Consider the following 26,016-nt stretch of genomic DNA (forward strand, 5'->3'; position numbering starts at 1 on the left):
GGCACCAATAAATTATTGGCACTGACATTCATCGACACACTATTGAGTTCTCAAAGAACACACGCACACACATCCGCCACTCGATCTCTCGGGGGGTTTCAGTGAGGCAACTTGAACAGCTTAGCTCAGCCAGTCGCCCAGAACCAAATCCGGGGTCGCAGTCGAACTAGTGTGATCGTCAGGCGCTCCTCGTACGACCTCGTGTCCCTCGCTTGGCGTCTCCGCCTCAGCCCCGGGTTGGTGTCCGTGTCGCTCTGACTCGATAAAAGTTACGTGGCGCGATGATCAATGTCAAATCGCCTGGTCAGCAGGCTAATTCGCGGCTCCGACGCGTTCCACCTGTCCGCCGAGCGCCTGCAACTTCTCCACGAAGTTGGGGTAACCGCGGTCGATATGGAAGACATCGTGCACCTCGGTCACCCCGTCGGCGCACAGACCCGCGAGCACCAGACCGGCGCCGGCGCGGATATCGGAGGACCACACCGGCGCACTCGACAACCGCGGAATCCCGCGCACCACAGCGTGATGCCCGTCGGTGCGGGCATCGGCGCCCAGGCGGATCATCTCCTCCACGAAGCGGAACCGCGCTTCGAAGATGTTCTCGGTGATCATCGAGGTGCCGTCGGCGATCGCGGCCAGGCCGATGGCCATCGGCTGCAGATCGGTCGGGAAACCCGGGAACGGCAGCGTGGAGAAGTTGACCGCGCGCGGCCGCTCCTGCTGCACCACGCGAAAACCGTCCACGTCGAAGGAGATTCGCGCGCCGGCGGAGCGCAGCTTGTCCAGCACCAGCGAAAGGTGCTTGGGATTCACACCTGTCACCTTCACATCGCCCATCGTCATGGACGCGGCGATACCCCAGGTGGCGGCGACGATGCGGTCGCCGATGACGCGGTGATCGGTCGGCTCGAGGCTCTTCACGCCCTGGATCGTCAGCACCGAGGTGCCGGCGCCGCTGACGCGCGCGCCCATCCGCACCAGCATGTTGCACAGATCGACGATGTCGGGCTCGCGCGCCGCGTTGTCGATGACCGTCTCCCCCTCGGCGAGCACGGCCGCCATCAGGATGTTCTCCGTCGCACCCACCGACGGGAAGTCGAGCCGGATCCGCGCGCCCTGCAGGTGATCGGCCTGGGCCACCACACAGCCGTGCTCGATCTCGCTGGTCGCGCCGAGCAGACGCAGACCGGTCTGGTGCATGTCGAGGGGGCGCGAGCCGATGGCGTCACCGCCGGGCAGCGCGACCACGGCGCGCTTGCAGCGGGCCATCAGCGGACCGAGGACACAGACCGAGGCCCGGAACTGGGTGACCGCGGGGAAATCGGCGTGATACTTCGGCTCGGCCGGGGTGGTGATGGTCACGACCGAACGATCGCCCGGGGCTTCGTCGGTAATGGTGACCTCGCAGCCCAGGCCCCGCAGGACCTCGGCCATCAGCGGCACATCGAGGATGTCCGGGCAGTTGGTGATCGTCGACGTGCCCTCCGCCAGCAGGGCAGCGGCCATCAGCTTGAGGACGCTGTTCTTCGCGCCACCCACCGTGACCTCGCCGACGAGCCGATTGCCGCCGGTGACCATGAACCGCTCACTCACGCCATTACCTCGCAGGTGCTGGGTCCCGGCGTGCCGGAGGGCGCAATGCCGATGGTTCCCTCGCTTCGCTCACTCACGGGGCTAGCTTATCCATCCCCGCACCTACTCACGCGTGTGTACGCGATCCCGGTGCACGGCTGAGCGGTTTGCGTGGAATGCGCTCCTTCACCGATAGGCTGAAGGGACGGTAAATCCGGGGCTCTCGTTCTGCGATACCCGTTCCTTTCGATTACGCTACCGCCCAGTCAGTTCGCTCGTTGTCGACAGACCAACCCGCGGCGCATTTGCGCCCACCCTGGTGTCGGCCGAGGTCGAAACCCCTATCGACACCACAGGATCGAGGAGTTTTCCGTTGATCACCGGCAAACCGGGCCGAGCAGTGCGGCCCGGCGCTTCCCTATCCCCGGCCTGCTGAGGCGCTATGGATATCCCCGCGCTCCAAGCGAGCTGGCGCGACGTCGAGAAGGTCGGCGACGAAGCGGTCCTGTACTTCTACTCACATCTGTTCATGGCGCATCCCGATGTCCGCGCCATGTTCCCGGTCTCGATGGCCGACCAGCGCGGCAAGTTCTTCGCCGCGCTCGGCCGCATCGTCAGCAGTGTGGACAAGATCGCCGCCGATCCCAGCTTCGTGCAGCAACTAGGCCGTGACCACCGCAAGTTCGAGGTCATCGCCGATCACTACCCCGCCGCCGGCGCCTCACTGCTGGCCACCCTGCAGTACTTCCTCGGCGCCGCGTGGACCGACAGCCTGGCCTCGGACTGGGCCGATGCCTACGGCGTCGTCGCCAAGCTGATGGTGGTCGCCGCCGAGGACGACGAGGCGAACGCGCCCGCCTGGTGGGAGGCCGAGGTCATCGGCACCGACCGGCGCAGCATCGATGTCGCGGTGCTGCGAATTCGCCCGACCGAGCCCTACCCCTACGTGGCCGGGCAGTCGATGGCCGTGGAGATTCCGCAGCGCCCCAAACTGTGGCGCTACTACACCCCGGCGAACGCGCCGCGGGCCGACGGCACCATCGACCTCAATGTGCAGATCGTCGCCGGCGGGCAGGTCAGCGCGGCACTGGCCCGCGAGATCCGGCCCGGTGACAGCCTGCGGCTCGGTGCGCCGATCGGTACCGCGCTCACCGTGTCCGAGGACCTGCCGCGCGACCTGCTGATGATCGCCGGCGGCACCGGCCTGGCGCCGATGAGCGCGGTCATCGAGCAACTCGACGCGGACTGGCGTGAAACCGGGCGGACCACGAACGTGCATCTGTTCCACGGCGTTCGGACGCAATGGAACCTGTACGAGCACCACTTCCTCAGTGAGATGGCCGACACCCGGCCGTGGTTCCGCTACACCCCGGTCGTCTCCGAGGATCCGACCTATCCCGGTGCCAAGGGCGTCGTCGGCGCCGTCGCCGCGCAGAGCAATCACTGGGACGGCTTCACCGCGCTGGTGTGCGGCTCCACCCCGATGGTCGAGCACGCCACCGCCGAGCTGACCGCGGCGGGCATGGCGCGCACGGACATTCGATTCGAACAGTTCGACACGGTCGCGGAGCCGGAACCGGCCGCCGCCGACGCCGTGGCGATGACCAGTCCCGACACAGCTCCGGCGGGAACCGGTAGCGCCTTTCCAAGACCCGAGGTGACCACATGGCGCTGAAGCCACGCGATATCGAGAAAGCGAAATTCAAGAGATCCGCGCTGGGCCGGCGCGGATACGACGAGAACCAGGTCGAGGAATTCCTGGAGCGGGTGGCGCGGGAGGTGTCGCGGCTCACCGCCACCAACAAGCGGATCACCCAGCAGCTGGAGTTCAGCGGGGACAAGTCGCTGCTGTCCGACAACGACTACCTCGCCTCCCGGGTCGCCGACCTGGAACGCCAGCTGTCCATGTACAAGTCCTCGACCCCCGCGGACACGTTCACCGTGGAGCAGCTGCGGTCCGACCTGGCCTCGGTGCGCCGGGAGAACCACCAGCTGCGCGAGGAAGCCCAGCACGACCTGCTCGGCGTGAACATCCGCGCGGTGAACATGCTCAGCCAGGCGCAGCTGTCGGCCGAGTCGACCGTGGCCGAGGCCGAGGTCTACGCGCGCGAGCTGGTCGCGGCGGCGCGGCAGCAGTACGCGGACATCCTGCGCCAGGCCCAGGAGTCGGCGGCGCAGGCGGCCGACGGGATCGCCTCGCTGACGAATGTGCCCAAGGGCGCACCGGAGCCGGCGCCCGCGGAGATCGAGTACATCCGCACCTACGCGCAGATCGCGCAGAAGCAGATGCACACCATCGTCGAGGCGCTGTTCACCGAGATCGACAAGCTGGGCGAGCCGAAAGCCGCGCAGCAGCAGAAGGCGTCGCGTCCGGTGCAGGCCGAGATCTCCACCCCGGTGGAAGCCGTGGAAAAGCCCGCCCCGGTGTCCTACTGGAACCAGTCGCAGCTGACTGCCGGAGAGGACTACCGGCAGCAACCCGGATAAACCTGCGCTGCGCAATGAAATCTGTTGCGTTACAGTGCTTTTCGATTCGTGGCCGAGGTTCGAGACGGCTACGACGAGTGAGAAGGGAAAGCCTGAAATGGCGGATTCCATTTACGAAGAGATCGGTGGCGGCGAGGCCCTCACCGCTGTCGTCGACGATTTCTATGTCCGGGTACTGGCCGACGAAGAACTGGCCGGCTTCTTCACCGGCGTGAACATGACCCGGCTCAAGGGCTTGCAGGTCGAGTTCTTCGCCGCCGCCCTCGGCGGACCGGAGACCTACACCGGCGCCCCGATGCGCGACGTGCACCAGGGTCGCGGCATCGCGCAGAAGCACTTCGACCTGGTCGCCGGGCACCTCATCGGTGCGCTCAGCGGCGCCGGAGTCGCCGAGGACACCGTCGAACAGATCATCACGGCGATCGCGCCGCTCTCCGAGGACATCGTCAGCGCGAACATCAGCAGCTGACGAACGCCGAAGGGCCCCTTCATCCGCGCGGGATGAAGGGGCCCTTCGGTGTTCCGGGGGCAGGACTACTTCTCGCCGCCCGGCTTCCACAGCACGTCGCCACCCGGGTTGGTGACCCGGCTGAGAATGAACAGCAGGTCCGAGAGCCGGTTGAGGTAGCGCGCGGGCAGCGGGCTGGTGTCCTCCGGATGGGCGTCCATGGCCGCCCAGGCCGACCGTTCGGCCCGCCGGGCGACCGTGCGCGCGGTGTGCAGCAGCGCGGCCAGCGGCGTGCCGCCGGGCAGGATGAACGAGTTCAGCGGGGCCAGTTCGGCGTTGAACTCGTCGCACCAGCCTTCCAGCCGATCGATATAGGCCTGGGTGATGCGCAGCGGCGGATACTTGGGCTCGGCCACCACCGGGGTGGACAGGTCGGCGCCGGCGTCGAACAGGTCGTTCTGCACCTGCCGCAGGACCCGCAGGATCTCGGGCGCGGGATCGCCCAGGGCCACGGCCACCCCGAGGGCGGCGTTGGTCTCGTCGCAGTCGGCGTAGGCCGCCAGGCGGGGGTCGTTCTTGGAGACCCGGGAGAAATCGCTGAGGCCGGTGGTTCCGTCATCGCCGGTACGCGTGTAGATCCGCGTCAGGTGCACGTTCACGGGATCCAGCGTAGTTGCCGGCCGGTTCAGAGCCCGCCCAGGCGGCGGGTGCGGTCCGACGGGCGCGATTCCACCCAGGACAGGAAGGCCGCACGGGCGCCGCGGTCCAGGGCGATCTCGTAGCCGCCGCGGGTATCCGAGACGCCGGTGACGATGATTTCGTCGGTCATGATGTCGTACTCGTCACCGACGGGGCCGCGCCGCTCGCCGATTTCGATGCCCTGCCGCCGGATAACCGAATCCGGGCCCAGCTTCAGGCTGGTGAGTTTGTAGAAGACGAGGCGATCCTCGTCGTAGCGGATCAGGCCGTGCCGCCAGCCCTGGCCACCGCTGGCGGGCAGCACGCGTAGGAGGGCGGAGGTGCCGCCGCGGCGCAACATGATGAGGCGATAGCTGGAAATCAGGGCGAGAGCGACCAGCAGCAATACCAGGGTGATCAGAACAACCATCCCGGTCTGCAATGCGGTTCGTCCTTTCGCCCGGCGACCTTGTGAGGTCTCCGTTACCCATCCGTTGCGATATTCAAACACGAGTCTACAAACGGGCGACCAGGGGGTAGCCAAGTCCGGCCCGAAAAGCATTGTCGGCGGCGAAGATAACCTTCGCCGCCGACCAGCTTTATGAAATTACCGAGTACTCGTCAGTGCTCGGCGAGCGCTTCGACCGCGCGCACCTGAGCCTGAGCCACCGTCCGGTCCTCCTCGGAGGCCTCGGCGTCGGCGAGCACCTTGCGGGCCGCGTCGACATCGACCTCACCGGCGAACTCGGCCGACTCGGCCAGCACGCGGACCGTGTTGGCCGTGACGGAGAAGAACCCGCCGTGCACGGCCGCGACAATCCGCTCACCGTCGACCGGGACGATGGTCACGGTGCCACCCTCGACCAACTGGCCGAGCAGCGGCTCGTGGCCCGGCATGATGCCGATCTGGCCCTCGGTGGTCTGCGCGCTGACGAACGAGGCCTGGCCGGACCAGAGCCTGCGTTCGACGGCGACGAGATCAACGGACATGTCCTTGCTGGACTCAGCCATCGTGGACTACTTTCCGGCGATCTTCTTCGCGGCCGCCTCGACGTCATCGAGACCACCGCAGGAGTTGAACGCCTGCTCCGGGAAGTGGTCGAACTCGCCCTTGCAAACCCGATCGAAGTCGTCGATGGTCTGCTCCAGCGGCACGACCGAGCCCACCTGACCGGTGAACTTCTCGGCCACGATGAAGTTCTGGCCGAGGAACTTCTCCAGGCGACGGGCGCGGCCGACGAGGACCTTGTCCTCTTCGGAGAGCTCGTCCATGCCGAGGATGGCGATGATGTCCTGCAGTTCCTTGTACTTCTGCAGGATCCGCTTGACCTCGTTCGCCACCGCGAAGTGCCGGTCGCCGACGATCGAAGCCTCGAGGATACGAGAGGTCGAGGTCAGCGGGTCGACGGCCGGGTAGATACCCTTCTGCGAGATCGGGCGGGAAAGCTCGGTCGTCGCGTCCAGGTGGGCGAAGGTGGTGGCGGGCGCCGGGTCGGTGTAGTCGTCGGCGGGGACGTAGATCGCCTGCAGCGAGGTGATCGAACGGCCACGGGTCGAGGTGATGCGCTCCTGGAGCTCACCCATCTCGTCCGCCAGCGTCGGCTGGTAACCCACGGCGGAGGGCATACGACCCAGCAGGGTCGAGACCTCGGAACCGGCCTGGGTGAAGCGGAAGATGTTGTCGATGAACAGCAGCACGTCCTGGTGCTGCACGTCGCGGAAGTACTCGGCCATGGTCAGGGCCGACAGGGCGACGCGCATACGCGTGCCCGGCGGCTCGTCCATCTGGCCGAAGACGAGGGCGGTGTCCTGCAGGACGCCCATCTCTTCCATTTCCAGGTGGAGGTCGGTGCCCTCACGAGTACGCTCACCGACGCCCGCGAACACCGAGGTGCCGGAGAACTCGCGAGCGATACGGGTGATCATCTCCTGGATCAGCACGGTCTTGCCGACACCGGCACCACCGAACAGACCGATCTTGCCGCCCTTGACGTACGGGGTCAGCAGGTCGATGACCTTGATGCCGGTCTCGAGCAGCTCGGTCTTGCCTTCGAGCTGATCGAATGACGGGGGCTTGCGGTGGATGCCCCACTGCTCGCCGTCGCGGCCCAGGCCCGGGCTGTCGAGGCAGTCACCGAGGGCGTTGAAGACGTGGCCCTTGACGATGTCACCGACGGGCACCGAGATCGGCTTGCCGGTGTCGGAGACGCTCGCGCCACGGACCAGGCCGTCGGTCGGCTGCATCGAGATGCAGCGAACGATGCCGTCGCCGAGGTGCTGAGCGACCTCGAGGGTCAGGGTCTTGGCCACCGAGGGAAGCGTGATCTCGGCGTGCAGAGCGTTGAACAGCTCAGGGATCGATCCACGCGGGAACTCGACGTCCACGACGGGTCCGATGACCCGGACGACGCGGCCTGCGGTGCCGCCGGTCCGAGCCGTGTTGTCTTGAGAGACAGCTGCGGTCATTGGTTAGTTTCTCTTCCTGCGCTTTAGTCGCGGTCGCCGCTCGCGGCCAGCGCGTTAACGCCACCCACGATTTCGCTGATTTCCTGCGTGATCTGGGCCTGACGCACCGAGTTCGCCTCGCGCTGCAGCACGCTGGCCAGCTCGTTGGCGTTGTCGGTGGCGGCCTTCATTGCGGTGCGCCGAGCCGCGGACTCGGATGCCGCTGCCTCGAGCAACGATGAGTAGATACGCGTGTTGACGTACTTCGGCAGCAGGGCCGCCAGCAGCACATCGGCGTCGGGCTCGAATTCGTACTGGGCCTTGATGTCAGCGGTCTCGGAATCCGAGAAGCTGTCCTCGCCCAGATCGAAGCTCTCCTCGATGAAGCTGACCTGGATCGGCGCCAGGCGGCGCACCTCCGGGGTCTGCGTCAGCATCGAGACGAACCGGGTGTAGACGACATGGAGTTCGTCGACACCGGCGATGGTGCCCTCACCGTTGGGTGCGGCAACCTCGCCTTCGGCGCCGGCCATGAAGGCCTCCACCAGGTGGTTGCACGCGGCCGAGGCATCGCTGTAGTTCGGCTGCTGCGAGAACCCGGTCCACGCGGCCAACGGCGGGCGGCTGCGGAAGGTGTAGTACGTGAGGCCCTTGTTGCCCATCACATACAGCACCGGCTCCTTGCCCTCGTTGCGCAAGGTGGTCATCAGCTCTTCGGCACGCCGGAAGACGTTCGAGTTGTAACCGCCGCACATGCCGCGGTCACTGCTGATCACCAGAACCGCTGCCCGGCGCGGGTTTTCCCGCTCGGTCAGCAGCGGGTGCGCCAGGTTCTTCGACGCGCTCGCCAGCTCGGCCAGTGCCTTGGTGATCTCCTCGGCGTACGGCTTGGCGGCCGCGACCCGGGCCTGAGCCTTGGTGATTCGCGAGGTCGCGATCAGCTCTTGGGCCTTGGTGATCTTCTTGGTCGAATTCACACTGCGAATGCGGGAGCGCAATTCACGCAAGCTTGCCATTGGTCACCCTCCCTTCATTCGCCAGTTCCGAATAGCGCATTAGCTCGTCCGACTTACTTCTCGACGTGCTTGCGGGTAACCGACAGCTTCTCGACCTCTTCGTGGTCGAGCTCGCCGGCTTCCGCCTCGTTCACGACGCGACTGCCGTCGGAAGCCAGGAAGCCCGCCTTGAACTTGTCGGTGCCCGACTTGATGGCCTCGGCCGCATCGCCGTCGAGCGGCTTGGAGCCACCCTGCAGCGAGTCGAACGCGTCCTGGGCGTTGCGGTGCAGGTCTTCGAGCAGCTCGCGGCTGAAGCGACGGATGTCGCCGACCGGAACCGAGTCGTAGTAGCCCTTGTCCACCAGGAAGATCGAGATGACCTGGTCCTCGACCGAGACCGGCGAGTACTGGTTCTGCTTGAGCAGCTCGACCCAGCGGGCACCGCGCTCGAGCTGAGCCTTGGAGGCGGCATCCAGGTCGGAGGCGAAGGCGGAGAACGCCTCCAGCTCACGGAACTGGGCCAGCTCCAGACGCAGCGAACCGGCGACCTTCTTCATGGCCTTGGTCTGAGCGGCGCCACCGACACGGGAGACCGAGGTACCGACGTTGATCGCCGGACGGACACCCTTGTTGAACAGGTCGGACTCGAGGAAGACCTGGCCGTCGGTGATGGAGATGACGTTGGTCGGGATGAACGCCGAGACGTCACCGGCCTTGGTCTCGATGATCGGCAGACCGGTCATCGAGCCCGCGCCCATGGCGTCGGACAGCTTCGCGCAACGCTCCAGCAGACGGGAGTGCAGGTAGAAGACGTCACCCGGGTAGGCCTCGCGGCCCGGCGGGCGGCGCAGCAGCAGCGAGATGGCGCGGTAGGCCTCGGCCTGCTTGGTCAGATCGTCGAACACGATCAGAACGTGCTTGCCCTGGTACATCCAGTGCTGGCCGATGGCCGAACCGGTGTAGGGGGCCAGCCACTTGAAGCCGGCGGAGTCGGAGGCCGGGGCCGCGACGATGGTGGTGTACTCCATCGCGCCGTGCTCCTCCAGCGCGGCCTTGACGCCCGCGATGGTGGAACCCTTCTGACCGATGGCGACGTAGATGCAGCGCATCTGCTTGCTGGGGTCACCGGACTCCCAGTTCGCCTTCTGGTTCAGGATGGCGTCGATGCAGACCGCGGTCTTGCCGGTCTTGCGGTCACCGATGATCAGCTGACGCTGGCCGCGGCCGATGGCGGTCAGGGCGTCGATGGCGGTGATGCCGGTGGCCATCGGCTCCTCGACCGGCTGACGCTCCAGCACGGAAGCGGCCTGCAGCTCGAGCACGCGACGCTCGTCGGACTCGATGTCGCCGAGGCCGTCGATCGGCTGGCCGAGCGGGTTGACCACGCGACCGAGGAAGTTGTCGCCGACCGGAACCGAGAGCACGTCACCCGTGCGCTTGACTTCCTGGCCCTCTTCGAGCTCGGCGAACTCGCCGAGGATGACCGCACCGATCTCGCGGTCCTCGAGGTTCAACGCGACGCCGAGTACGCCGCCCGGGAATTCGAGCAGCTCGTTGGCCATTGCCGAAGGCAGGCCGGAGACGTGCGCGATGCCGTCACTCGCGTCGGTAACCACACCGACTTCTTCGATGGAGGTCTCGGGGGTGTAGCTCTGGGTGTAGCTCTCGATCGCGCTACGGATCTCGTCGGAGGAGATCGTCAGCTCCGCCATGTTCTTCCTGCTCTCGCTTGGTCTCGAATGTCGGGGGGTGGGGCGCCGCTACTGGCTAGGCCAGTTCGCGGCGCAGCCGCTCCAGTCGGCCGATGGCGCTGCCGTCGATCACGTCGTCGCCGACGCGGACGACAAGTCCGCTCAGCAGTTCCGGATCGACCTCGACGTGCACCGCGACCGATTTGCCGTAGATGCGCTGCAGGGAGCCGGCCAGCCGGTCCCGCTGCTCCTGGGTCAGTTCGATCGCGGCCTGCACATGCGCGACAACCTGTTCGCGCCGGGCGGCCGCCAAGTCGGACAGCGCGTCGAACGCGTCACCGATGCTGGTCTTCTGCCGGGCGACGGCCTGTTCGGCGAGGCCGACCGTGATGTCGGAGGCCTTACCGTTCAGCAACCGGGCAATCAGTTCGCGCTTGGCCTGAGCCGGCTTCCCGCGATCCGACAGTGCCTGCTCCAGGTCGGGGCTGTCGGCGATGATCCGGCCGAGCCGGAACAGCTCGTCCTCCACCGCGCCGAGCTTGCCGCTGTCGGCGGCCGACTCCAGCAGCGCTTCCTGGCCGAGCAACACCAGGGTGTCGACCAGATCGGCGGTGCGGGACCAGTCCTGGGCCACGGCGGTGGTCAGTACTGCCTGTGTGGCAGGACTGACCTTGCCGCCGAAGACCCGTTCGCTCAGCTCGGCACGCGCCGAACCGGGCACCGACACGTCCGCGAGCGCAACACGCAGCGAACGCTGTTCGTCCAGCACGGCGACAACGGCGAACAGCTCGGAGCCCGTCGTGGCTGCAACGCTGTCGCTTCCGGTCAGAGCGGCCCGAAGCGCCTCTCGGGACCGGGCGCTCGCCTCACGGCTCGCTGCGTACATGCTTCTCACTTTCGCGTCGTTACCTTCCGACCCCGATGCCGGCATTCGACTCGTCGAGTTCGGTAAGGAACCGCTCGATCGATGCCGCCTGCTTGGCTTCGTCCGAAACCGACTGACCGATAACCTTCTCGGCCAAGTCGACGGCCGTACGGCCGACCTCGGAGCGAAGCTCGTTCTGGATCTGCTGGCGCTGGGCTTCCAGCTGGCTGTGGCCGGCGGCCACGATGCGATCGCTCTCGGCCTGGGCCTCCGTGCGCATCTGCGCGAGGATGTCCTGCCCCTGAGTGCGGGCTTCCTCACGGATGCGCGCGGCTTCCAGGCGAGCGTCGGCCAACTGCTGCTTGTACTGCTCGAGTGTCTGCTGAGCTTCTTCCTGCGCGACCTCGGCGCGGGCGATGCCGCCCTCGATCTTCTCGGCACGCTCGTCCAGCACCTTCATCAGGCGAGGAACGACGTACTTGTAGAAGACGATGCCGATCACGAGCAGGCAGACTGCCGACCAAAAGATGTCATACAGCTCGGGAACGAGGGGATTACGATCCTCCCCCGCGGTTTCCGCGAGCACAGTCATGCCGGTCATGGCAATCAGAAGATGAAGCCGGCGACGAGACCGATCAGGGCCAGCGCCTCGGTGAACGCGATACCGAGGAACATGTTGGTCCGGATCGTGCCCTGGAGCTCGGGCTGGCGGGCGATGCCCTCGATGGCCTTACCGACCACGATGCCGACGCCGATGCCGGGGCCGATGGCAGCCAGGCCGTAGCCGATGGCGCCGTAGCCCTTGATCTTCTCGCCGGAGGTGGCGGCTTCCTGGGCCAAGTACGCGAGGCTCATGAGTCTTCCATTCCCTTTCTGTTGCACACACCGCCGGACGGCGGGGAGCAGGTATCCAGTTAGTAGTTGGTCAGTGTGAATCTGCGTGCTGCGCGAGCCCGATGTAGACGGCGGTCAGCAAGGCGAAGACGTACGCCTGCAGGAAGACCACCAGCAGTTCGAACAGCGTGAATCCGAGGCCGGCCAGCAGCGAGAACGGCGAGAAGATCTTCATCCACGCCGCGGCGTCGAAGAGGAAGAACTGCGTCGCGCTGAAGAACAGGACCAGCATGATGTGGCCCGCCAGCATGTTCGCCATGAGTCGGACGGTCAGGGTGAACGGCCGGAGCACGAAGGTCGAGATGAACTCGATCGGGATCAGCAGCAGATGCAGCGCGGGCGGAACATTCGGAACCACGATGGAGCTGCGCATGTACTTGAGGAAGCCGTACTTCTTGATACCCACGTAGTTGAACGTGAGGTAGGCGAGTACAGCCAGTACCAGCGGCATGCCGATTCGGGCGTTCGACGAGATGTTCAGACCCGGAATGACACCGGAGAAGTTCAGAAAGAGGACCGTGAAGAAGATCGTCGCGATGAGCGGGAAGAACTTGCGGCCGGATTCCTTACCGAGAACCTCGTCGCAGATCTGCTCCTTGACGAAGACAAGACCGTATTCGGCGACGTTCTGCAGACCGCGCGGGACGATCTTCGGGCTGCGGAATGCCAGCACCATGAACCCGATTAGCAGCGCCGTCATCAAGATGCGTACCAGCATCAGACGGTCGAGTTCGAAGATGGTTCCCTGGAACAGGACAGCATCAGGGAAGAAGTCATCTAGCGAGGGCGGATGAAACTCGCCCGCCGCCAAAGTGGTGACGCTCAGCGTTCTCTCCCGTGTTCGGGCCGCGGGTACGGTCATATCCCGCGGTTCGATCGGACATTGACGATCAATTTGGGTCGACTAGGTCGGCTCGAAGTTCGTCAGCAGCTGAGCGGCAAACCGCTTGGGCGTCTGTACGTGTGTCGGCGACATCGTCGACATGCAGAACCGAAGCCCTCCGGGCTCGGTACGGCAGTAAGCATAGCGGCACTTGGCGGGGTCATGGTGACCCCCCCTGCCTTGGGTGCTTGCTTACCAACACTTTACCAAGTTATCTACGACGCTGTGTAGGGGGGTGAGTAATTTTCCTACTCACTGGTATCGGAGTCGCCCGCGGTGGTCGTCACGTACGGAACCTTTTGGCGCAGAACGCCGTACGTCTCGGCCCCGAGCACGATCAACAGCGCGCCCACCACGGTGAGGAACAGCGCCACCCGGTTGTAGAAGTCGAACTGCTGCAGCACGGCCACCACCACGAGCACCACGAGCAGCTTGCCGACCCAGCTGACCAGGATGATCAGGCCGGCGGTGCTCGGCGGCAGCTTCGCGCCGAACAGCACGACGGCGGCCGTCGTCAGGATGAATCCACCGCCGATGGCGGCGCCGATCAGGGCGCCCCACAGGCCGGGCAGACCCGCCGTCGCGGTACCGATGGCGACGGCGAGCACGACCAGAACGGCCAACCCGATCAGCCCGTAGCGAAGCGCGGACCGCAACGGAGCGTCGGGGCCGGGGATGGGATTGGGGGTGAAAGTCACGACCCGGACTTTACCCGGGCGGCTGCGGCTCGGCGGCTGCGCCGGTACGGCGCAGACCCGGGACCGCGGTCACCACCAGGGCGAACAGCAATCCGGCAGCCATCACCAGAACCACCACCGTGCGATCCATCAGAGAACTGCCGACCGCGCCGAACGCGAGCACCCCGACCCATAAATAGATGAGCAGGACTACGCGGCGCTGCGAATGCCCGATCTGCAGCAAACGATGATGCAGATGCATTTTGTCCGGAGTGGAAAAGCTCACGCCGGCCCGCACCCGGCGCACGATCGCCAGCACCAGATCCAGCACCGGAATGAACATCACCGCGCCGACCAGCAACAGCGGCGACAACAAGCCGACGATGTCGCGCGTACCGAAACCCTGGAGCGGAATCCGGCCGGAGGCACTGGTGGAAACCGCGGCCAGCACCAAACCGATCAGCATCGACCCGGAATCACCCATGAATATTCGGGCCGGCGAGAAATTGTGCGGCAGAAATCCGAGGCACGCGCCCGCGAGGGCGGCGGCCAGCAGCGCCGGCGGATAGGTGTCGACCGAGCCGCCCTGCTCATTCATCAACCCGACAGCAAACACGAACACCGCACCCGCGCAAATCAATCCGAGCCCGGCCGCCAAGCCGTCGAGACCGTCGACGAAGTTCATGGCATTCACCAGCGTGACCGTCACGCCGACCGTCACCAGACCGCCCTGCAGCGCGTCCAGCAGAACGGTCGAATTCGTGAAGACGTTGTAAATGGAGTACCAGCTCAGCCCCATTACCGCCATCACACCGGCGGCGGTGACCTGACCGGCGAACTTCGTCAGCGCGTCCAGGCCCCAGCGATCGTCGACAATCCCGACGACCACGATGAGCGTAGCTGCGACCAGCACCGCCGGAATATCGGGCGCATAGTCGAAACCCCGCCGCAGCGCGGGCAATTGGTGGGCGAAAAGCACGGCGGAAACCAGCCCGATATACATGCCGACACCGCCCATCCGCGGGATCGGCTTGACGTGCACATCGCGCTCGCGGGGCACCGCGACCGCGCCGAAGGCGATCGCGAGCGTCCGGATTCCGCCGGTGGCCAGGAACGTGACCGTGGCCGAGATGAGCAGCACGAGCAGGAGCTCGCGCAGCGGCACAACAGCATTCATCCGATCACCGGGCAGCGGGACTGGTGAGTTCGTCCGGCTTCATCCCGAGCACCTCGGCGATCTCGGCGACCGGCACCGCGCCCACGCGCAAGATCCGGGGCTGATCGGCGGTCAGATCGACGATGGTGGAGGCCACGGCATGCTCGGCCGGGCCGCCATCGAGATACACGCCGACCAGCGAACCCAGCTGATCACGCGCCTCGGCGGCGGTCTTGGCCGGCGGCTGCCCGGAGACGTTGGCGCTGGACACCGCCAGCGGACCCACCTCACGCAGCAACTCCAGCGCGACCGGGTGCAGCGGCATCCGCAGCATCACCGTGCCGCGGGTGTCACCTAGGTCCCAGGCCAGCGAAGGAGCCTGTTGCACAACGAGACTCAGGCCGCCCGGCCAGAACGCCCGGATCAGCTCCCGGGCCTGCGGCCGCACCGAGAACACCAGGCCATCGATGGTGTGCCAGGAACCGACCAGCACCGGCACCGGCATGTCCCGCCCACGACGCTTGGCCGCGAGCAGCGAACTCACCGCGGTCGAGTCGAAAGCATCGGCAGCCAGGCCGTACAGGGTGTCGGTAGGCAGCACCACCAGCCGCCCGGACTTCAGGGCGCTCGTCGCTGCGGACAGTCCGGCGGCGCGCGAGTCGGGATCCGCGCAGTCGTAGACGGTACTCACGCGCCCATCCTGTCACAGTGTCTTTTAGCCAGCGCCTGCGGCGCTGGGTGTTCGCGGCCCCCCGCTGTCTCGCATCCGAGCAGCCGAGACTTGCGCCTGCGGCGCATGCGCTTTCGGCTGCTCGGATGCGAGACGGGCCGCGAACCGGTGATCGGGCTCGCTGCGCTCGAAAACAGAGGGAATGCGGTAACAAAGCCCCCGGGTTGGGGGCGACGCGATCGCGTTCGGACGCGGGGCGGACAGGTTGCTACCACGAGGCTGGGCTTCGACGCCGTCGTGTTCGCGCGCGAGTGTGGAGTGCACAGGTCACCACCATGAAATAGGGTTCCGGCGCGATCGGCCTGGGCGCACTCGAACGCCGGGCGACGGGGTCGCTATCTGGGAACTGGGTTTCGGTGAGGGTGTCGCGCTCAGGTGCGGGTCGCTACGACGAAGCGGGGCTTTTCCGCGAGGTCCAGGTGTTCGGCGATGTCGGTGTACTCGCCGGTTTCGGTGAGGAGGGTGGCGGTGGCGGTGCCGTTGGTGTCGTCGTGTTCGATGCCGACGGCGCCGTGGGGGCGCAGGAGGCGGGTGAGGACGGGGATCATCGGGCGGATGACGTCCAGGCCGTCGGGGCCCGCGAAGAGGGCGCGGTGTGGATCGTGGTCTGCCACTTCGGGATCCAGAGGCGCGTCGGCGGGGATGTAGGGCGGGTTGGCGACGATGAGGTCGACGCGGCCGGTGAGGGCGGGCAGTAGGGCCGGGTCGGTGACGTCGGCGGCGTGCAGGGTGATCGGGGTGTCTCCGGCGGAGCTGCGGGTGGCCGCGTTGCGGCGGGCCCAGGTCAGGGCGTCGGGGTCGAGTTCGACCGCGTGTACCTGGGCGTCGGGCCGGGCGTTGGCGATGGCCAGGGCCAATGCGCCGGAGCCGGTGCAGAGGTCGACGACGATCGGCTGGCGGTCGTGCGGCACCGTCTCCAGGTAGGCCAGAGCCCAGGCGAACAGCAACTCGGTCTCGGGACGGGGCACGAAGACGCCGGGGCCGACGGCCAGGTCGATCGCGCCCATGGCGGCGACACCGGTGAGGTGTTGCAGCGGGATGTGCCGCGCGCGCTGGTCGACGAGCGCGCGGTAGGCGGCCAGTTGCTCCGGGTCGAGCGGCGGTGAGAGCACCAGGCGGGAGCGCTGCACTCCGAGCAGGTGCGCCGCGAGCTGCTCGGCGTCGGCCCGCGGGCTGTGCAGGCCCGCGGCCTGCAAGGTCTGCGCCGCCGCGTGGATCGCGGGCAGCAGCGGCGCCGCGGTGCGCTCGACCGCGCTCACCTCTACTCCGCCGCCATCCGGGCTTCGCGGTCCGCCTTGCCGAGCGCGTCCAGCAGCGCGTCCATGTCGCCGCCCAGGACGGCGTCCAGGTTGTGCGCTTTGAAGCCGACGCGGTGGTCGGCGATGCGGTTCTCCGGGAAGTTGTAGGTGCGGATCCGCTCGGAGCGGTCGACGGTGCGGATCTGACTGGCCCGGCCGGCCGCGGCCTCCTGGTCGGCCTGCTCCTCCGCGAGCGCCTGCAACCGGGCCGCGAGCACCTGCATGGCGCGGGCCTTGTTCTGCAGCTGCGAACGCTCGTTCTGGCAGGTCACGACGATGCCGGAGGGCAGGTGCGTGATGCGCACCGCGGAGTCGGTGGTGTTGACGCCCTGACCGCCCTTGCCCGAGGACCGGTAGACGTCGATGCGCAGATCGGTTTCGTCGATCTGCACCTCCTCGACCTCGTCGGGTTCGGGGTAGATGAGCACGCCGGCGGCGGAGGTGTGGATACGGCCCTGCGATTCGGTGACGGGAACGCGCTGCACGCGGTGCACGCCGCCTTCGAACTTGAACCGCGACCAGACACCGTCGCGGGCGGCGTCCTTGCTCTTGATCGAGAGCGTGGCTTCCTTGTATCCGCCCAGCTCGGTGATGGTGGCGTCGAGCACCTCCACCTTCCAGCCGTGCCGTTCGGCGTAGCGGATGTACATGCGGGCGAGGTCGGCGGCGAACAGCGCGGATTCCTCGCCGCCTTCGCCGGACTTGACCTCGAGCACCACGTCGTCGCCGTCGTGCGGGTCGCGCGGGGCGAGCAGGTCGGCCAGGGCCTGCTCCAGCTCCTCGACCTGCTGCTCCAGCTCGGGCACCTCGGCGGCGAAGGCCGCGTCGTCGGCGGCCAGCTCCTGGGCGGCGGCGAGATCGTCCTTGGTGGACTTCAGCTTGTTGTAGGTGGTCATCACCGGGGCCAGCTCGGCGAATCGCTTACCGACCCGGCGCGCGGCACCCGCGTCGTTGTGCAGCGACGGATCGGCCAACTGCGTCTCCAGGCCCTGGTACTCGGCCAGAATGTCGTCGATCGCGGACGGCTGCGTCATGATTGTGCTTCCTTTGTCTATTCCTGGGGTTCGGGCACCGGAAATGCACCGACGCCCGGTCTGCAGCGCAGAACCGGGCGTCGATGAGGAAGCTAGGAGGCGTCGGCCTCGGCATCGGCCTTCTTGCCGGGACGCTTGCCGTAGCGAGCCTCGAAGCGGGCCACGCGGCCGCCGGTGTCGAGGATCTTCTGCTTGCCGGTGTAGAACGGGTGGCACTGCGAGCAGACCTCGACGGTGATGTGTCCGGACTCCTTGGTGGAGCGAGTCTGGAAGGTGTTGCCACAACCACAGACGACGGTGGTGTCGACGTAGGTCGGGTGGATTCCTGCCTTCATGGGTGTCCTTTCGAAATGGCCGCCGGGTCGCCCGCGAAGGAGCGTGAACCGGAGCCGACTAGGCGGGATTGTCTGCCGATGGGCAGACGCACAGCGGTTCAGTATGCCAGAACCGCCACTACGCTGCCAAAACGCCCCTTGCCCCCGGTCTATTCCCGGTGCCCCCGCACGCCCCAAGAACTGCGGGCACGCGATCGGGGCGCTTCTACGGGACCCTAAGACGGGTAGTTCGCTACTCAAGAATGCGAACACGGTTGTTCATAGAGTTTGGGGAACTGGCAGACAAGTGCACACCGCCGTGCCGAGGACAGAGGGAGGGAACACCATGAGCAGCAGAATCGCCGCCGCGGTCCTGGCGCTACTGACCCTCGCTGTCGTGGGGGGCTGGCTCGCGGTACCCGATACCGACGCCACCTATGCGACAGCGGAGACGGTCGCCTACTACCCGGATGCCGGCGGCGGCAGTGTGCCGCCCGCCGCCCTGCTGGTCGGCTTCATGATTTCCGGCGCCGCGCTGATCGGCCTCTTCTTCTTCCGTCCGAATACGCCGAAAGGGCCTCGCGTGAGCGAGACCCTCTCGGCGACAGTCGAATTCGTGCTACTCGTCGATCGCGCCACCGGGCGCGTTCTTCGAAACCTGCATCAGGAACTCGAGGTTGTTCTTGGACTTCTTCAGACGGTCGATCAGCAGATCGATCGCCTGATGCGAATCCAGGCCGGACAGTACGCGGCGCAGCTTGTGCAGCACGGCCGCCTCGTCCGGGCTGAGCAGTAGCTCGTCCTTGCGGGTACCGGACGGATTGACGTCCACCGCGGGGAACACGCGCCGTTCCGCGATCTTGCGGTCCAGCTTGAGCTCGGCGTTGCCGGTGCCCTTGAACTCCTCGAAGATCACCGTGTCACCGGTGGAACCGGTCTCCACCATGGCGGTGGCGATGATCGTCAGGGAGCCGCCGTTCTCGATATTGCGCGCCGCGCCGAGGAACCGCTTGGGCGGGTACAGCGCGGTCGAGTCGACACCACCGGAGAGGATACGACCCGAGGCCGGCGAGGAGTTGTTGTAGGCACGGCCCAATCGAGTGATCGAGTCGAGCAGCACGACAACGTCTTTGCCCATTTCCACCAGGCGCTTGGCGCGCTCGATGGCCAGCTCGGCGACCGAGGTGTGATCCAGCGGCGGCCGGTCGAAGGTGGAGGCGATGACCTCACCCTTCACCGAACGCTGCATGTCGGTGACCTCTTCGGGACGCTCGTCGACCAGCACAACCATGAGGTAGACCTCGGGGTTGTTGATGGCGATCGCGTTCGCGATGTCCTGCATGATCGTGGTCTTACCCGCCTTGGGCGGGGACACGATCAGCGCACGCTGACCCTTACCGATCGGCATGATCAGGTCGATCACCCGGGTGGTCAGCTTGTTCTGCTGAGTCTCCAGGCGCAGCCGCTGGTTCGGGTAGAGCGGGGTGAGCTTGTTGAACTCGGGACGCCGCTTGGCGCTGTCGACATCGCTGCCGTTCACCGTGTCCAAACGCACCAGCGGATCGAACTTCTGCCGCTGGTTGCTCTGCTCACCGTCGCGCGCCGCACGGACCGCACCGGTGATCGCGTCACCGCGGCGCAGGCCGTTCTTACGCACCAGGTTCATCGACACGTAGACGTCGTTCGGCCCGGCCAGGTAGCCCGAGGTGCGGACGAACGCGTAGTTGTCCAGCACGTCGAGGATGCCGGCGACCGGCTGCAGCACGTCGTCCTCGCGGATTTCGAACTCGCGCGCCTCGCCGCCACCGGTGGCGGGGCCACCGTCGCGGTCGCGTCCACGACGCCGCTCGCGGAAGCGACGGCCCCGGCGGCCGCGGCCGCCTTCTTCGTCGTCACCGCCACGGTTGTCCCGGCTGTCGCCGCCCCGGTTGTCGCCGCCACGGTTCTCGCCACCCCGATTGTCGCCGCCACGGTTCTCGCCGCCACGGTTCTCGCCACCGCGATTGCCGCCGTTGCCATTTCCGTTCTGGTTGCGATCGCCCTGGTTGCGCTCACCGGACTGATTGCGCTCACCCTGCTGGTTGCGCTCCCGGCGACGCTCGCCCTGGTCGGCATCCTGCTTCGGCTCGTCACCACGCGCCTCGGCGTTCTCGCCGCCGGATCGCGCCTGGTCACGGCCGCGCCGCTGCCGACCCCGGCCCCGCTGGCCGGATTCCCGACCGGCATCGTCGGAGGCTTCGCCCGCCGCGGCATCCGCCGGAGCAGTGTCGGTCTTCGCGGCCTTCGCCGGAGCGTTCTCGGGCTCGGCGGCGGCTTCGGGAGCGGTGGCCTTGACGGCCTTCGCCGGTGCGGCCTCGGCGGCAGGCGTCACGTCGAGGGTCGCCTGGACAGCCTTCGCCTCGCCGCGCGGGGCCTTTTCGGCCTTCTCGGCTTTGGCGGGCGCCTTTCCGGATTGATTTTCCTTGATGGCGGCGATCAAATCGCCCTTGCGCATTCCGGAGGTTCCTCGGATTCCGAGCTCCCCCGCAAGCTGGCGCAACTGCGGCAACAACATTCCAGTCAGCCCCGATCGTGCGACGTCGGTGTGTTCGCTCATCTTCGAAATCGTTCCGGATTCACTTTCGCGACCCGAGTTACTTGGGTTGGTTTCCACCCCGGGTGTCGCGAGCAGGTCCGTATCTGTCACGGAAATCCTTTCCTTCCCTCGACTGCCGTGTGCTGATTCGAGGGTTTCGTCCCGCAGTCCGGGCACTGTGCCGGACTCGGCTGCCGTAAATCACCTGCCCCACCGGTTGTGCAGGGCCCAACTCCAAAAAGGTGGGAGAGATCATTCCAGTTGCGCAGCTACGCAGCACCTCCATGGCCTGGAGGCTCGAGCCTGGAGCCTGCTGGAGCGATTGCCCTGATGAAGCACCGGCGTCTGATGCGCACGATGTACGGACTTGCCCAGGATAGCTGGATAGTGTGAAGCTCGGCAAGACAGACTCGCCGTTAGCTGACCTGGACTCCTTCGGCGAGTCCAGGCTCGACCACGCGCAGGCCCTCCGCGGCCGCCAATTCGGCCAATTCCGCGGGGAATTCGCTGGTACACAAGGCCAGCACGGTGGGCCCGGCGCCGGAAACGGTGGCCGGAATTCCGGCTTCCCGCAAACGCGCGATCCAGGCGGTGGTCACCGGCAGCGCGGGCGCCCGCTGGGCCTGGTGCAAACGGTCCATCGTGGCCGACATCAGCAGGTCAGGGCGCTGCGTGAGGGCTACGACCGCGAGCGCGGCCCGGCTGACATTGAAGGCGGCGTCGCCGTGCGGCACCGTCTCGGGCAGCAAACCCCTGGTATGCGCCGTGGAGGAGCGCACCTCGGGAATCAGCACCACCGGACGGAGCCCGGAATGCACGTCCAGGCGCACAGCGCGATAGCAGCGGCCGTGCACACTGTCGGCCGCCGCGGACTCGGTCCAGGAAACTACGGCGCCGCCGAGCACGCTGGCCGCCGCGTTGTCCGGGTGGCCCTCGAATTCCGAGGACAGCTGCACCAGTTGCTCGAGGTCCAGCGCCAATTCGGGGTCGAGTTTCGCGGCCAGCGCGCTACCTGCGGCCAGGCCGCCGACCACCGCGGAGGCCGAGGAACCCAGGCCACGGGAATGCGGAATCGCGTTGTGGCACACCACATCGAGGCCGTCGGCCCAGACGCCGGCGGCCTCCAGGCCACGCTCGATCGCGCGCACGACGAGATGTGAAGGGCCCCAGGGCACGTCATCGGCGCCCTCACCCTCGACCCGGATCTTCAGTCCGGAATCGGTGGTGCGCACCTCGATCACGTCGTAGATGCCCAAAGCCATTCCCAGCGAATCGAATCCGGGGCCGAGATTGGCGGTAGACGCCGGAACACGTGCGGTGACGGCGATTCCGGCGGGCAGCGTCCGGGCCCGAGCCGATTCCAGCTCGGACTCCGGCGCCAGTTGGGTGTCGCGCGAATTCAACTCAGGCCAGCTCGAGTTCGTGGGCGATCGCGACCGGATCCACCGCGAGGGCCTGCACCTGCGGCATGCCGAGCAGCGCGGTATCGGGGTCCTTGAGGCCGTTGCCGGTGACGGTGCAGACCACGGTCAGCCCGGAATCCAGCCAGCCTTCCCGGCGGGCGGCGAGCACACCGGCGACCGAAGCGGCCGAAGCGGGTTCGACGAACACTCCCTCGGTGGCCGCGACCAGGCGGTATGCCTCCAAGATCTCGTCGTCGGTGGCCGCGCGGAAGGCGCCCTCGGACTGCGTCTTGGCTTCCATCGCACCGTTCCAGGACGCGGGCGCCCCGATCCGGATGGCGGTGGCGATGGTCTCCGGGTGCGACACCGGGGCACCGTTGACCAGCGGGGCGGCACCGGCGGCCTGCACGCCGAGCATGCGCGGCAGGCGGGTGGTGATGCCGTCGGCGTAGTACTCGCGGTAGCCGCGCCAGTACGCGGTGATGTTGCCGGCGTTGCCCACGGGCAGCGCGTGCACGTCGGGCGCCCGGCCGAGCACATCGCAGATCTCGAAGGCCGCGGTCTTCTGGCCCTCGATGCGCGCCGGGTTGACCGAGTTCACCAGGCCGACCTCGGGGAAGTCCGAGGTGACCTTGCGGGCCAGCTCCAGGCAGTCGTCGAAGTTGCCGTCCACCTGGATGATCTTGGCGCCGAGCATGACCGCCTGGGCCAGCTTGCCCATCGCGATCTTGCCCTGCGGGATCAGCACCGCGCAGCTCATGCCGGCCCGGGTGGCGTAGGCGGCGGCCGACGCCGAGGTGTTGCCGGTGGACGCGCACAGCACGGCCTTCTGGCCGCGGTACTTGGCATCGGTCATCGCCATGGTCATGCCGCGGTCCTTGAAGGAACCGGTCGGGTTCGCGCCCTCGACCTTGAGATACACCTCGCACCCGGTCAGCTCGGACAGGTGCGGTGCCGGGACCAGCGGGGTGCCGCCCTCGAACAGGGTGACGGGCTCCCAATCGGCAGCACCCTCCAGGCGATCACGGTAAGCCGCGATCAGACCCGGCCAGCGCGAGTGCACCTTCGACTGCGGTGCGACGGGGATGCTCATTCCTCGGTGCCTTCCAATCTCAAAACGCTGGTCACGGATGTGACGGATTCCATCTCCGCCAGCGCGGCGACGGTCTCCGCGAGCGCCGACTCCAGGGCGTGATGGGTGACCACGACCAGGCGCGCACCCTCCCCGTGCCCGGCTTGGCGGACGGTGGAGATGCTAACCCCATGGTTGGCGAACTCCCCCGCGACCTTTGCCAGGACGCCCGGAATGTCTTCGACCTGCAGGTTCACGTGGTAGCGGGCCGGTGTGTCACCGATCGGCGCGATCGGCAGCTCAGCATAAACCGATTCGCCCGGAGCGCGGCCACCGTAGAACTTGTTGCGCGCGGCCATCACCAGGTCGCCGAGCACCGCGGACGCGGTCGGGGCGCCGCCGGCGCCCTGCCCGTAGAACATCAGCCGGCCGGCGTTCTCCGCCTCGACGACCACGGCGTTGAACGCGCCGTTGACCGCGGCCAGCGGGTGCTTGCGCGGGATCAGCGCCGGGTAGACGCGGACCGAGATGCGATCCTTGCCGCCCTCGGCCGCGGGCGGGTTACCGGGGATGCGTTCACAGATCGCCAGCAGTTTGACCGTGCAATCCAGCGCGGAGGCGGTTTCCAGATCCTCGGAGGTGATCTTGGAGATGCCCTCGCGGTACACATCGGCGGCGGTGACGCGGGTATGGAAGGCCAGCGAGGCCAGGATGGCGGCCTTGGAGGCGGCGTCATAGCCCTCGACGTCGGCGGTCGGGTCGGCCTCGGCGTAACCCAGGCGGGTCGCCTCTTTGAGCGTGACCTCGTAGTCGGCGCCGGTCTCGTCCATCGCGGAGAGGATGAAGTTGGTGGTGCCGTTGACGATGCCGACGATCTTGTTCACCCGGTCGCCGGACAGCGACTGGATGAGCGGGCGCACCACCGGGATGGCGCCCGCGACCGCGGCCTCGAAGTACAGGTCGGCGCGGTTGCGTTCGGCGGCCGCGGCGAGCTCACCGGTGTAGTCGGCAAGCAGTGCCTTGTTCGCCGAGATCACCGACTTACCGGCGTTCAGGGCGGACAGGATCAGCGCGCGCGCCGGATCGATGCCGCCCATGACCTCGACCACCAGGTCGACATCGGGGCGGGCGACCAGAGCCTCGGCGTCGGTGGTCAGCAGCTCGGCCGGCAGGCCGCGGTCGCGCTCCAGGTTGCGCACGGCGACGCCGCGCAGCAGCACCGGCGCGCCCACGCGGGAGCGCAGGTCCTCGGCGTGGTCGCGCAGAATTCGCACGACCTCGGTACCGACATTGCCCATCCCGAGTACCGCGACACCGATCGGATGATCGGTACCCCAGGTCCCGCTTCTCTGTTCGGTCACTGTTCCACCTCCAGGCTGAGCAAATCCGCCACCGTTTCCCGGCGCAGAATCAAACGCGGCTGACCATCCCGGACGGCGACCACCGCCGGACGGGTCAACTGGTTGTATCGGCTCGACATCGAATAGCAGTACGCACCGGTCGCCGCGACGGCGATCAGATCGCCGGGGCCGACATCGGCCGGCATCCAGGTATCCCGAATGACGATATCGCCACTCTCGCAATGCTTTCCGACGACCCGCGCGACCACGGCCGGTGCGTCTGAGGACCGCGAGACCAGGCGGCAGTCGTAATCGGCCTGGTAGAGCGCGGGCCGGATGTTGTCGCTCATGCCGCCGTCGACGCTGACGTAGCGGCGGCGATTGCCGCCGTCCAGCGAGACGTCCTTGATGGTGCCGACCTCGTAGAGGGTCACGGTGCCCGGCCCGGCGATGGCGCGGCCCGGTTCCACCGCGATCTTCGGGGTGGGCAGCCCGGCGTGCGCGGCTTCGGTCTCGACCAGGCCGCGCAGCTTGGCCGCGAACTCGTCCAGCGGCGGCGGATCATCATTCGGCAGGTACGAAATACCAAGGCCGCCACCGAGATCCAGCGTCGCGATCTGCGCGGTGCGCTCGACGCCGAACTTCTCGATGGCCTCGCGCAGCAGGCCGAGCATGCGGCGGGCGGCGATCTCGAAGCCGTCGATCTCGAAGATCTGCGAGCCGATGTGGGAGTGCAACCCGACCAGGCGCAGGGCGTCGGCGTCGAAGACCCGGGCCAGGGCCTCCATCGCGTCGCCGCCGGCGATCGAGAAGCCGAACTTCTGATCCTCGTGCGCGGTCGAGATGTATTCGTGGGTATGGGCTTCCACGCCGACGGTGACGCGGACCAGGACGTCCTGAACCACACCGGCCGCGGCCGCGACGGCCTCCAGGCGCTCGATCTCGATCAGCGAGTCGACCACGACGTGGCCCACGCCCGCGGCGACCGCGGCCTCGAGTTCGGCGACGGATTTGTTGTTGCCGTGCAACGCGATGCGCTCCGCCGGGAAACCGGCGTGCAGCGCGATGGCGAGCTCGCCGCCCGAGCACACGTCCAGGGACAGGCCCTCGTCGCGGATCCAGCGCGCGATCTCACCGCACAGAAAAGCCTTGGAGGCGTAGTGCACCCGGGCGTTGGCGCCGAAGGCGCGCACCATATCGCGGCAGCGGGACCGGAAGTCGTCCTCGTCGACCACGAACAGCGGGGTGCCGAACTGTTCCGCGAGCTCGGCCACCGGCACACCGGCCAGGCTGACGGCGCCGTCGGCACCGCGAGAAGCGTTGCGGGGCCACACATTCGCGGGCAGCGCGATCATCTGCTTCGGATCGCTCGGACGCTCCGGGAGATTCGGGGCGTGCGGGATTTCGGCATGCCGGGGACCAGCGGGATGTGCGCCGCTCACTTCGTATCCTTTCG

At 67.1% G+C, this 26,016-nt stretch carries 25 protein-coding genes; 3 read left to right on the top strand and 22 right to left on the bottom strand.

Features of this window, described 5'->3' with window-relative positions; all coding sequences use genetic code 11:
- Positions 1–312 precede the first annotated feature (312 nt).
- The gene (gene murA, locus AB0H76_RS35500; RefSeq protein ID WP_357331482.1) at positions 313–1,593 is read right to left on the bottom strand and encodes a UDP-N-acetylglucosamine 1-carboxyvinyltransferase; all 1,281 of its coding nucleotides are present in this window, start codon (positions 1,591–1,593) and stop codon (positions 313–315) included.
- A 421-nt stretch (positions 1,594–2,014) separates the two neighbouring features.
- Between murA and AB0H76_RS35505 the strand changes: the two genes are divergently transcribed.
- From AB0H76_RS35505 to AB0H76_RS35515, 3 genes are all read left to right on the top strand, one after another.
- Complete coding sequence (locus AB0H76_RS35505) at positions 2,015–3,247, top strand: FAD-binding oxidoreductase (RefSeq protein ID WP_357331484.1); 1,233 nt, start codon at positions 2,015–2,017, stop codon at positions 3,245–3,247.
- On the top strand, positions 3,238–4,059 hold the full coding sequence (locus tag AB0H76_RS35510) for a DivIVA domain-containing protein (protein WP_357331486.1): 822 nt from the start codon (positions 3,238–3,240) through the stop codon (positions 4,057–4,059). The genes AB0H76_RS35505 and AB0H76_RS35510 overlap by 10 nt, the downstream gene beginning before the upstream one ends.
- Positions 4,060–4,156: 97 nt before the next feature.
- On the top strand, positions 4,157–4,528 hold the full coding sequence (locus tag AB0H76_RS35515; protein ID WP_357331488.1) for a group 1 truncated hemoglobin: 372 nt from the start codon (positions 4,157–4,159) through the stop codon (positions 4,526–4,528).
- Positions 4,529–4,593: 65 nt separating this feature from the next.
- Here AB0H76_RS35515 and AB0H76_RS35520 read toward each other — a convergent pair whose 3' ends face one another.
- From AB0H76_RS35520 to lysA, 21 genes are all read right to left on the bottom strand, one after another.
- Complete coding sequence (locus AB0H76_RS35520) at positions 4,594–5,166, bottom strand: cob(I)yrinic acid a,c-diamide adenosyltransferase (RefSeq protein WP_357331490.1); 573 nt, start codon at positions 5,164–5,166, stop codon at positions 4,594–4,596.
- 26 nt (positions 5,167–5,192) lie between these two features.
- Positions 5,193–5,615 carry a DUF2550 domain-containing protein gene (locus AB0H76_RS35525; RefSeq protein ID WP_357331492.1) on the bottom strand — a complete coding sequence of 141 codons (423 nt, stop codon included), beginning with the start codon at positions 5,613–5,615 and terminating at the stop codon, positions 5,193–5,195.
- A gap of 191 nt (positions 5,616–5,806) precedes the next feature.
- The gene (locus tag AB0H76_RS35530) at positions 5,807–6,196 is read right to left on the bottom strand and encodes a F0F1 ATP synthase subunit epsilon (RefSeq protein ID WP_357331494.1); all 390 of its coding nucleotides are present in this window, start codon (positions 6,194–6,196) and stop codon (positions 5,807–5,809) included.
- A gap of 6 nt (positions 6,197–6,202) precedes the next feature.
- The gene (gene atpD / locus AB0H76_RS35535) at positions 6,203–7,651 is read right to left on the bottom strand and encodes a F0F1 ATP synthase subunit beta (protein WP_357331496.1); all 1,449 of its coding nucleotides are present in this window, start codon (positions 7,649–7,651) and stop codon (positions 6,203–6,205) included.
- A gap of 23 nt (positions 7,652–7,674) precedes the next feature.
- Positions 7,675–8,646 (bottom strand): F0F1 ATP synthase subunit gamma, encoded by a 972-nt coding sequence (locus tag AB0H76_RS35540; RefSeq protein ID WP_357331498.1) that lies wholly within the window; start codon positions 8,644–8,646, stop codon positions 7,675–7,677.
- A gap of 53 nt (positions 8,647–8,699) precedes the next feature.
- Positions 8,700–10,340, bottom strand: coding sequence for a F0F1 ATP synthase subunit alpha (atpA, locus tag AB0H76_RS35545; protein ID WP_357331500.1), 1,641 nt, complete (start codon positions 10,338–10,340; stop codon positions 8,700–8,702).
- 55 nt (positions 10,341–10,395) lie between these two features.
- Entirely contained in the window at positions 10,396–11,205 is an 810-nt protein-coding gene (locus AB0H76_RS35550) for a F0F1 ATP synthase subunit delta (RefSeq protein WP_357331502.1), read from the bottom strand.
- A 19-nt stretch (positions 11,206–11,224) separates the two neighbouring features.
- Entirely contained in the window at positions 11,225–11,785 is a 561-nt protein-coding gene (locus tag AB0H76_RS35555) for a F0F1 ATP synthase subunit B (protein WP_357331504.1), read from the bottom strand.
- A gap of 5 nt (positions 11,786–11,790) precedes the next feature.
- Positions 11,791–12,039 carry an ATP synthase F0 subunit C gene (locus AB0H76_RS35560; protein WP_357331506.1) on the bottom strand — a complete coding sequence of 83 codons (249 nt, stop codon included), beginning with the start codon at positions 12,037–12,039 and terminating at the stop codon, positions 11,791–11,793.
- 70 nt (positions 12,040–12,109) lie between these two features.
- The gene (gene atpB / locus AB0H76_RS35565; RefSeq protein ID WP_357331508.1) at positions 12,110–12,940 is read right to left on the bottom strand and encodes a F0F1 ATP synthase subunit A; all 831 of its coding nucleotides are present in this window, start codon (positions 12,938–12,940) and stop codon (positions 12,110–12,112) included.
- Between the two features lie 269 nt (positions 12,941–13,209).
- Complete coding sequence (locus tag AB0H76_RS35570) at positions 13,210–13,659, bottom strand: hypothetical protein (protein WP_357331510.1); 450 nt, start codon at positions 13,657–13,659, stop codon at positions 13,210–13,212.
- Positions 13,660–13,669: 10 nt separating this feature from the next.
- The gene (locus AB0H76_RS35575; RefSeq protein WP_357331512.1) at positions 13,670–14,815 is read right to left on the bottom strand and encodes an MraY family glycosyltransferase; all 1,146 of its coding nucleotides are present in this window, start codon (positions 14,813–14,815) and stop codon (positions 13,670–13,672) included.
- 4 nt (positions 14,816–14,819) lie between these two features.
- The gene (locus AB0H76_RS35580; protein ID WP_357331514.1) at positions 14,820–15,485 is read right to left on the bottom strand and encodes an L-threonylcarbamoyladenylate synthase; all 666 of its coding nucleotides are present in this window, start codon (positions 15,483–15,485) and stop codon (positions 14,820–14,822) included.
- A 410-nt stretch (positions 15,486–15,895) separates the two neighbouring features.
- Positions 15,896–16,753: a peptide chain release factor N(5)-glutamine methyltransferase gene (gene prmC / locus AB0H76_RS35585; RefSeq protein ID WP_357332199.1), complete on the bottom strand. Its 858-nt coding sequence runs from the start codon at positions 16,751–16,753 to the stop codon at positions 15,896–15,898.
- Positions 16,754–16,785: 32 nt separating this feature from the next.
- Positions 16,786–17,856: a peptide chain release factor 1 gene (prfA, locus tag AB0H76_RS35590; RefSeq protein WP_357331516.1), complete on the bottom strand. Its 1,071-nt coding sequence runs from the start codon at positions 17,854–17,856 to the stop codon at positions 16,786–16,788.
- Between the two features lie 92 nt (positions 17,857–17,948).
- Entirely contained in the window at positions 17,949–18,191 is a 243-nt protein-coding gene (gene rpmE, locus AB0H76_RS35595) for a 50S ribosomal protein L31 (RefSeq protein WP_357331518.1), read from the bottom strand.
- Positions 18,192–18,789: 598 nt separating this feature from the next.
- Positions 18,790–20,856 (bottom strand): transcription termination factor Rho, encoded by a 2,067-nt coding sequence (rho, locus tag AB0H76_RS35600; protein WP_357331520.1) that lies wholly within the window; start codon positions 20,854–20,856, stop codon positions 18,790–18,792.
- Positions 20,857–21,161: 305 nt separating this feature from the next.
- Positions 21,162–22,109, bottom strand: a complete 948-nt coding sequence (gene thrB / locus AB0H76_RS35605; RefSeq protein WP_357332201.1) for a homoserine kinase — start codon at positions 22,107–22,109, stop codon at positions 21,162–21,164.
- 40 nt (positions 22,110–22,149) lie between these two features.
- A complete protein-coding gene (gene thrC, locus AB0H76_RS35610) occupies positions 22,150–23,241 on the bottom strand; it encodes a threonine synthase (RefSeq protein WP_357331522.1) in 1,092 nt (363 codons plus the stop codon).
- Positions 23,238–24,581, bottom strand: coding sequence for a homoserine dehydrogenase (locus tag AB0H76_RS35615; protein ID WP_357331524.1), 1,344 nt, complete (start codon positions 24,579–24,581; stop codon positions 23,238–23,240). Before AB0H76_RS35615 ends, thrC begins: the two co-directional genes overlap by 4 nt.
- On the bottom strand, positions 24,578–26,002 hold the full coding sequence (gene lysA / locus AB0H76_RS35620; RefSeq protein WP_357331526.1) for a diaminopimelate decarboxylase: 1,425 nt from the start codon (positions 26,000–26,002) through the stop codon (positions 24,578–24,580). Before lysA ends, AB0H76_RS35615 begins: the two co-directional genes overlap by 4 nt.
- Positions 26,003–26,016 lie beyond the last annotated feature (14 nt).

This window comes from Nocardia sp. NPDC050712, from assembly GCF_040654295.1.
GTDB lineage: Bacteria > Actinomycetota > Actinomycetes > Mycobacteriales > Mycobacteriaceae > Nocardia.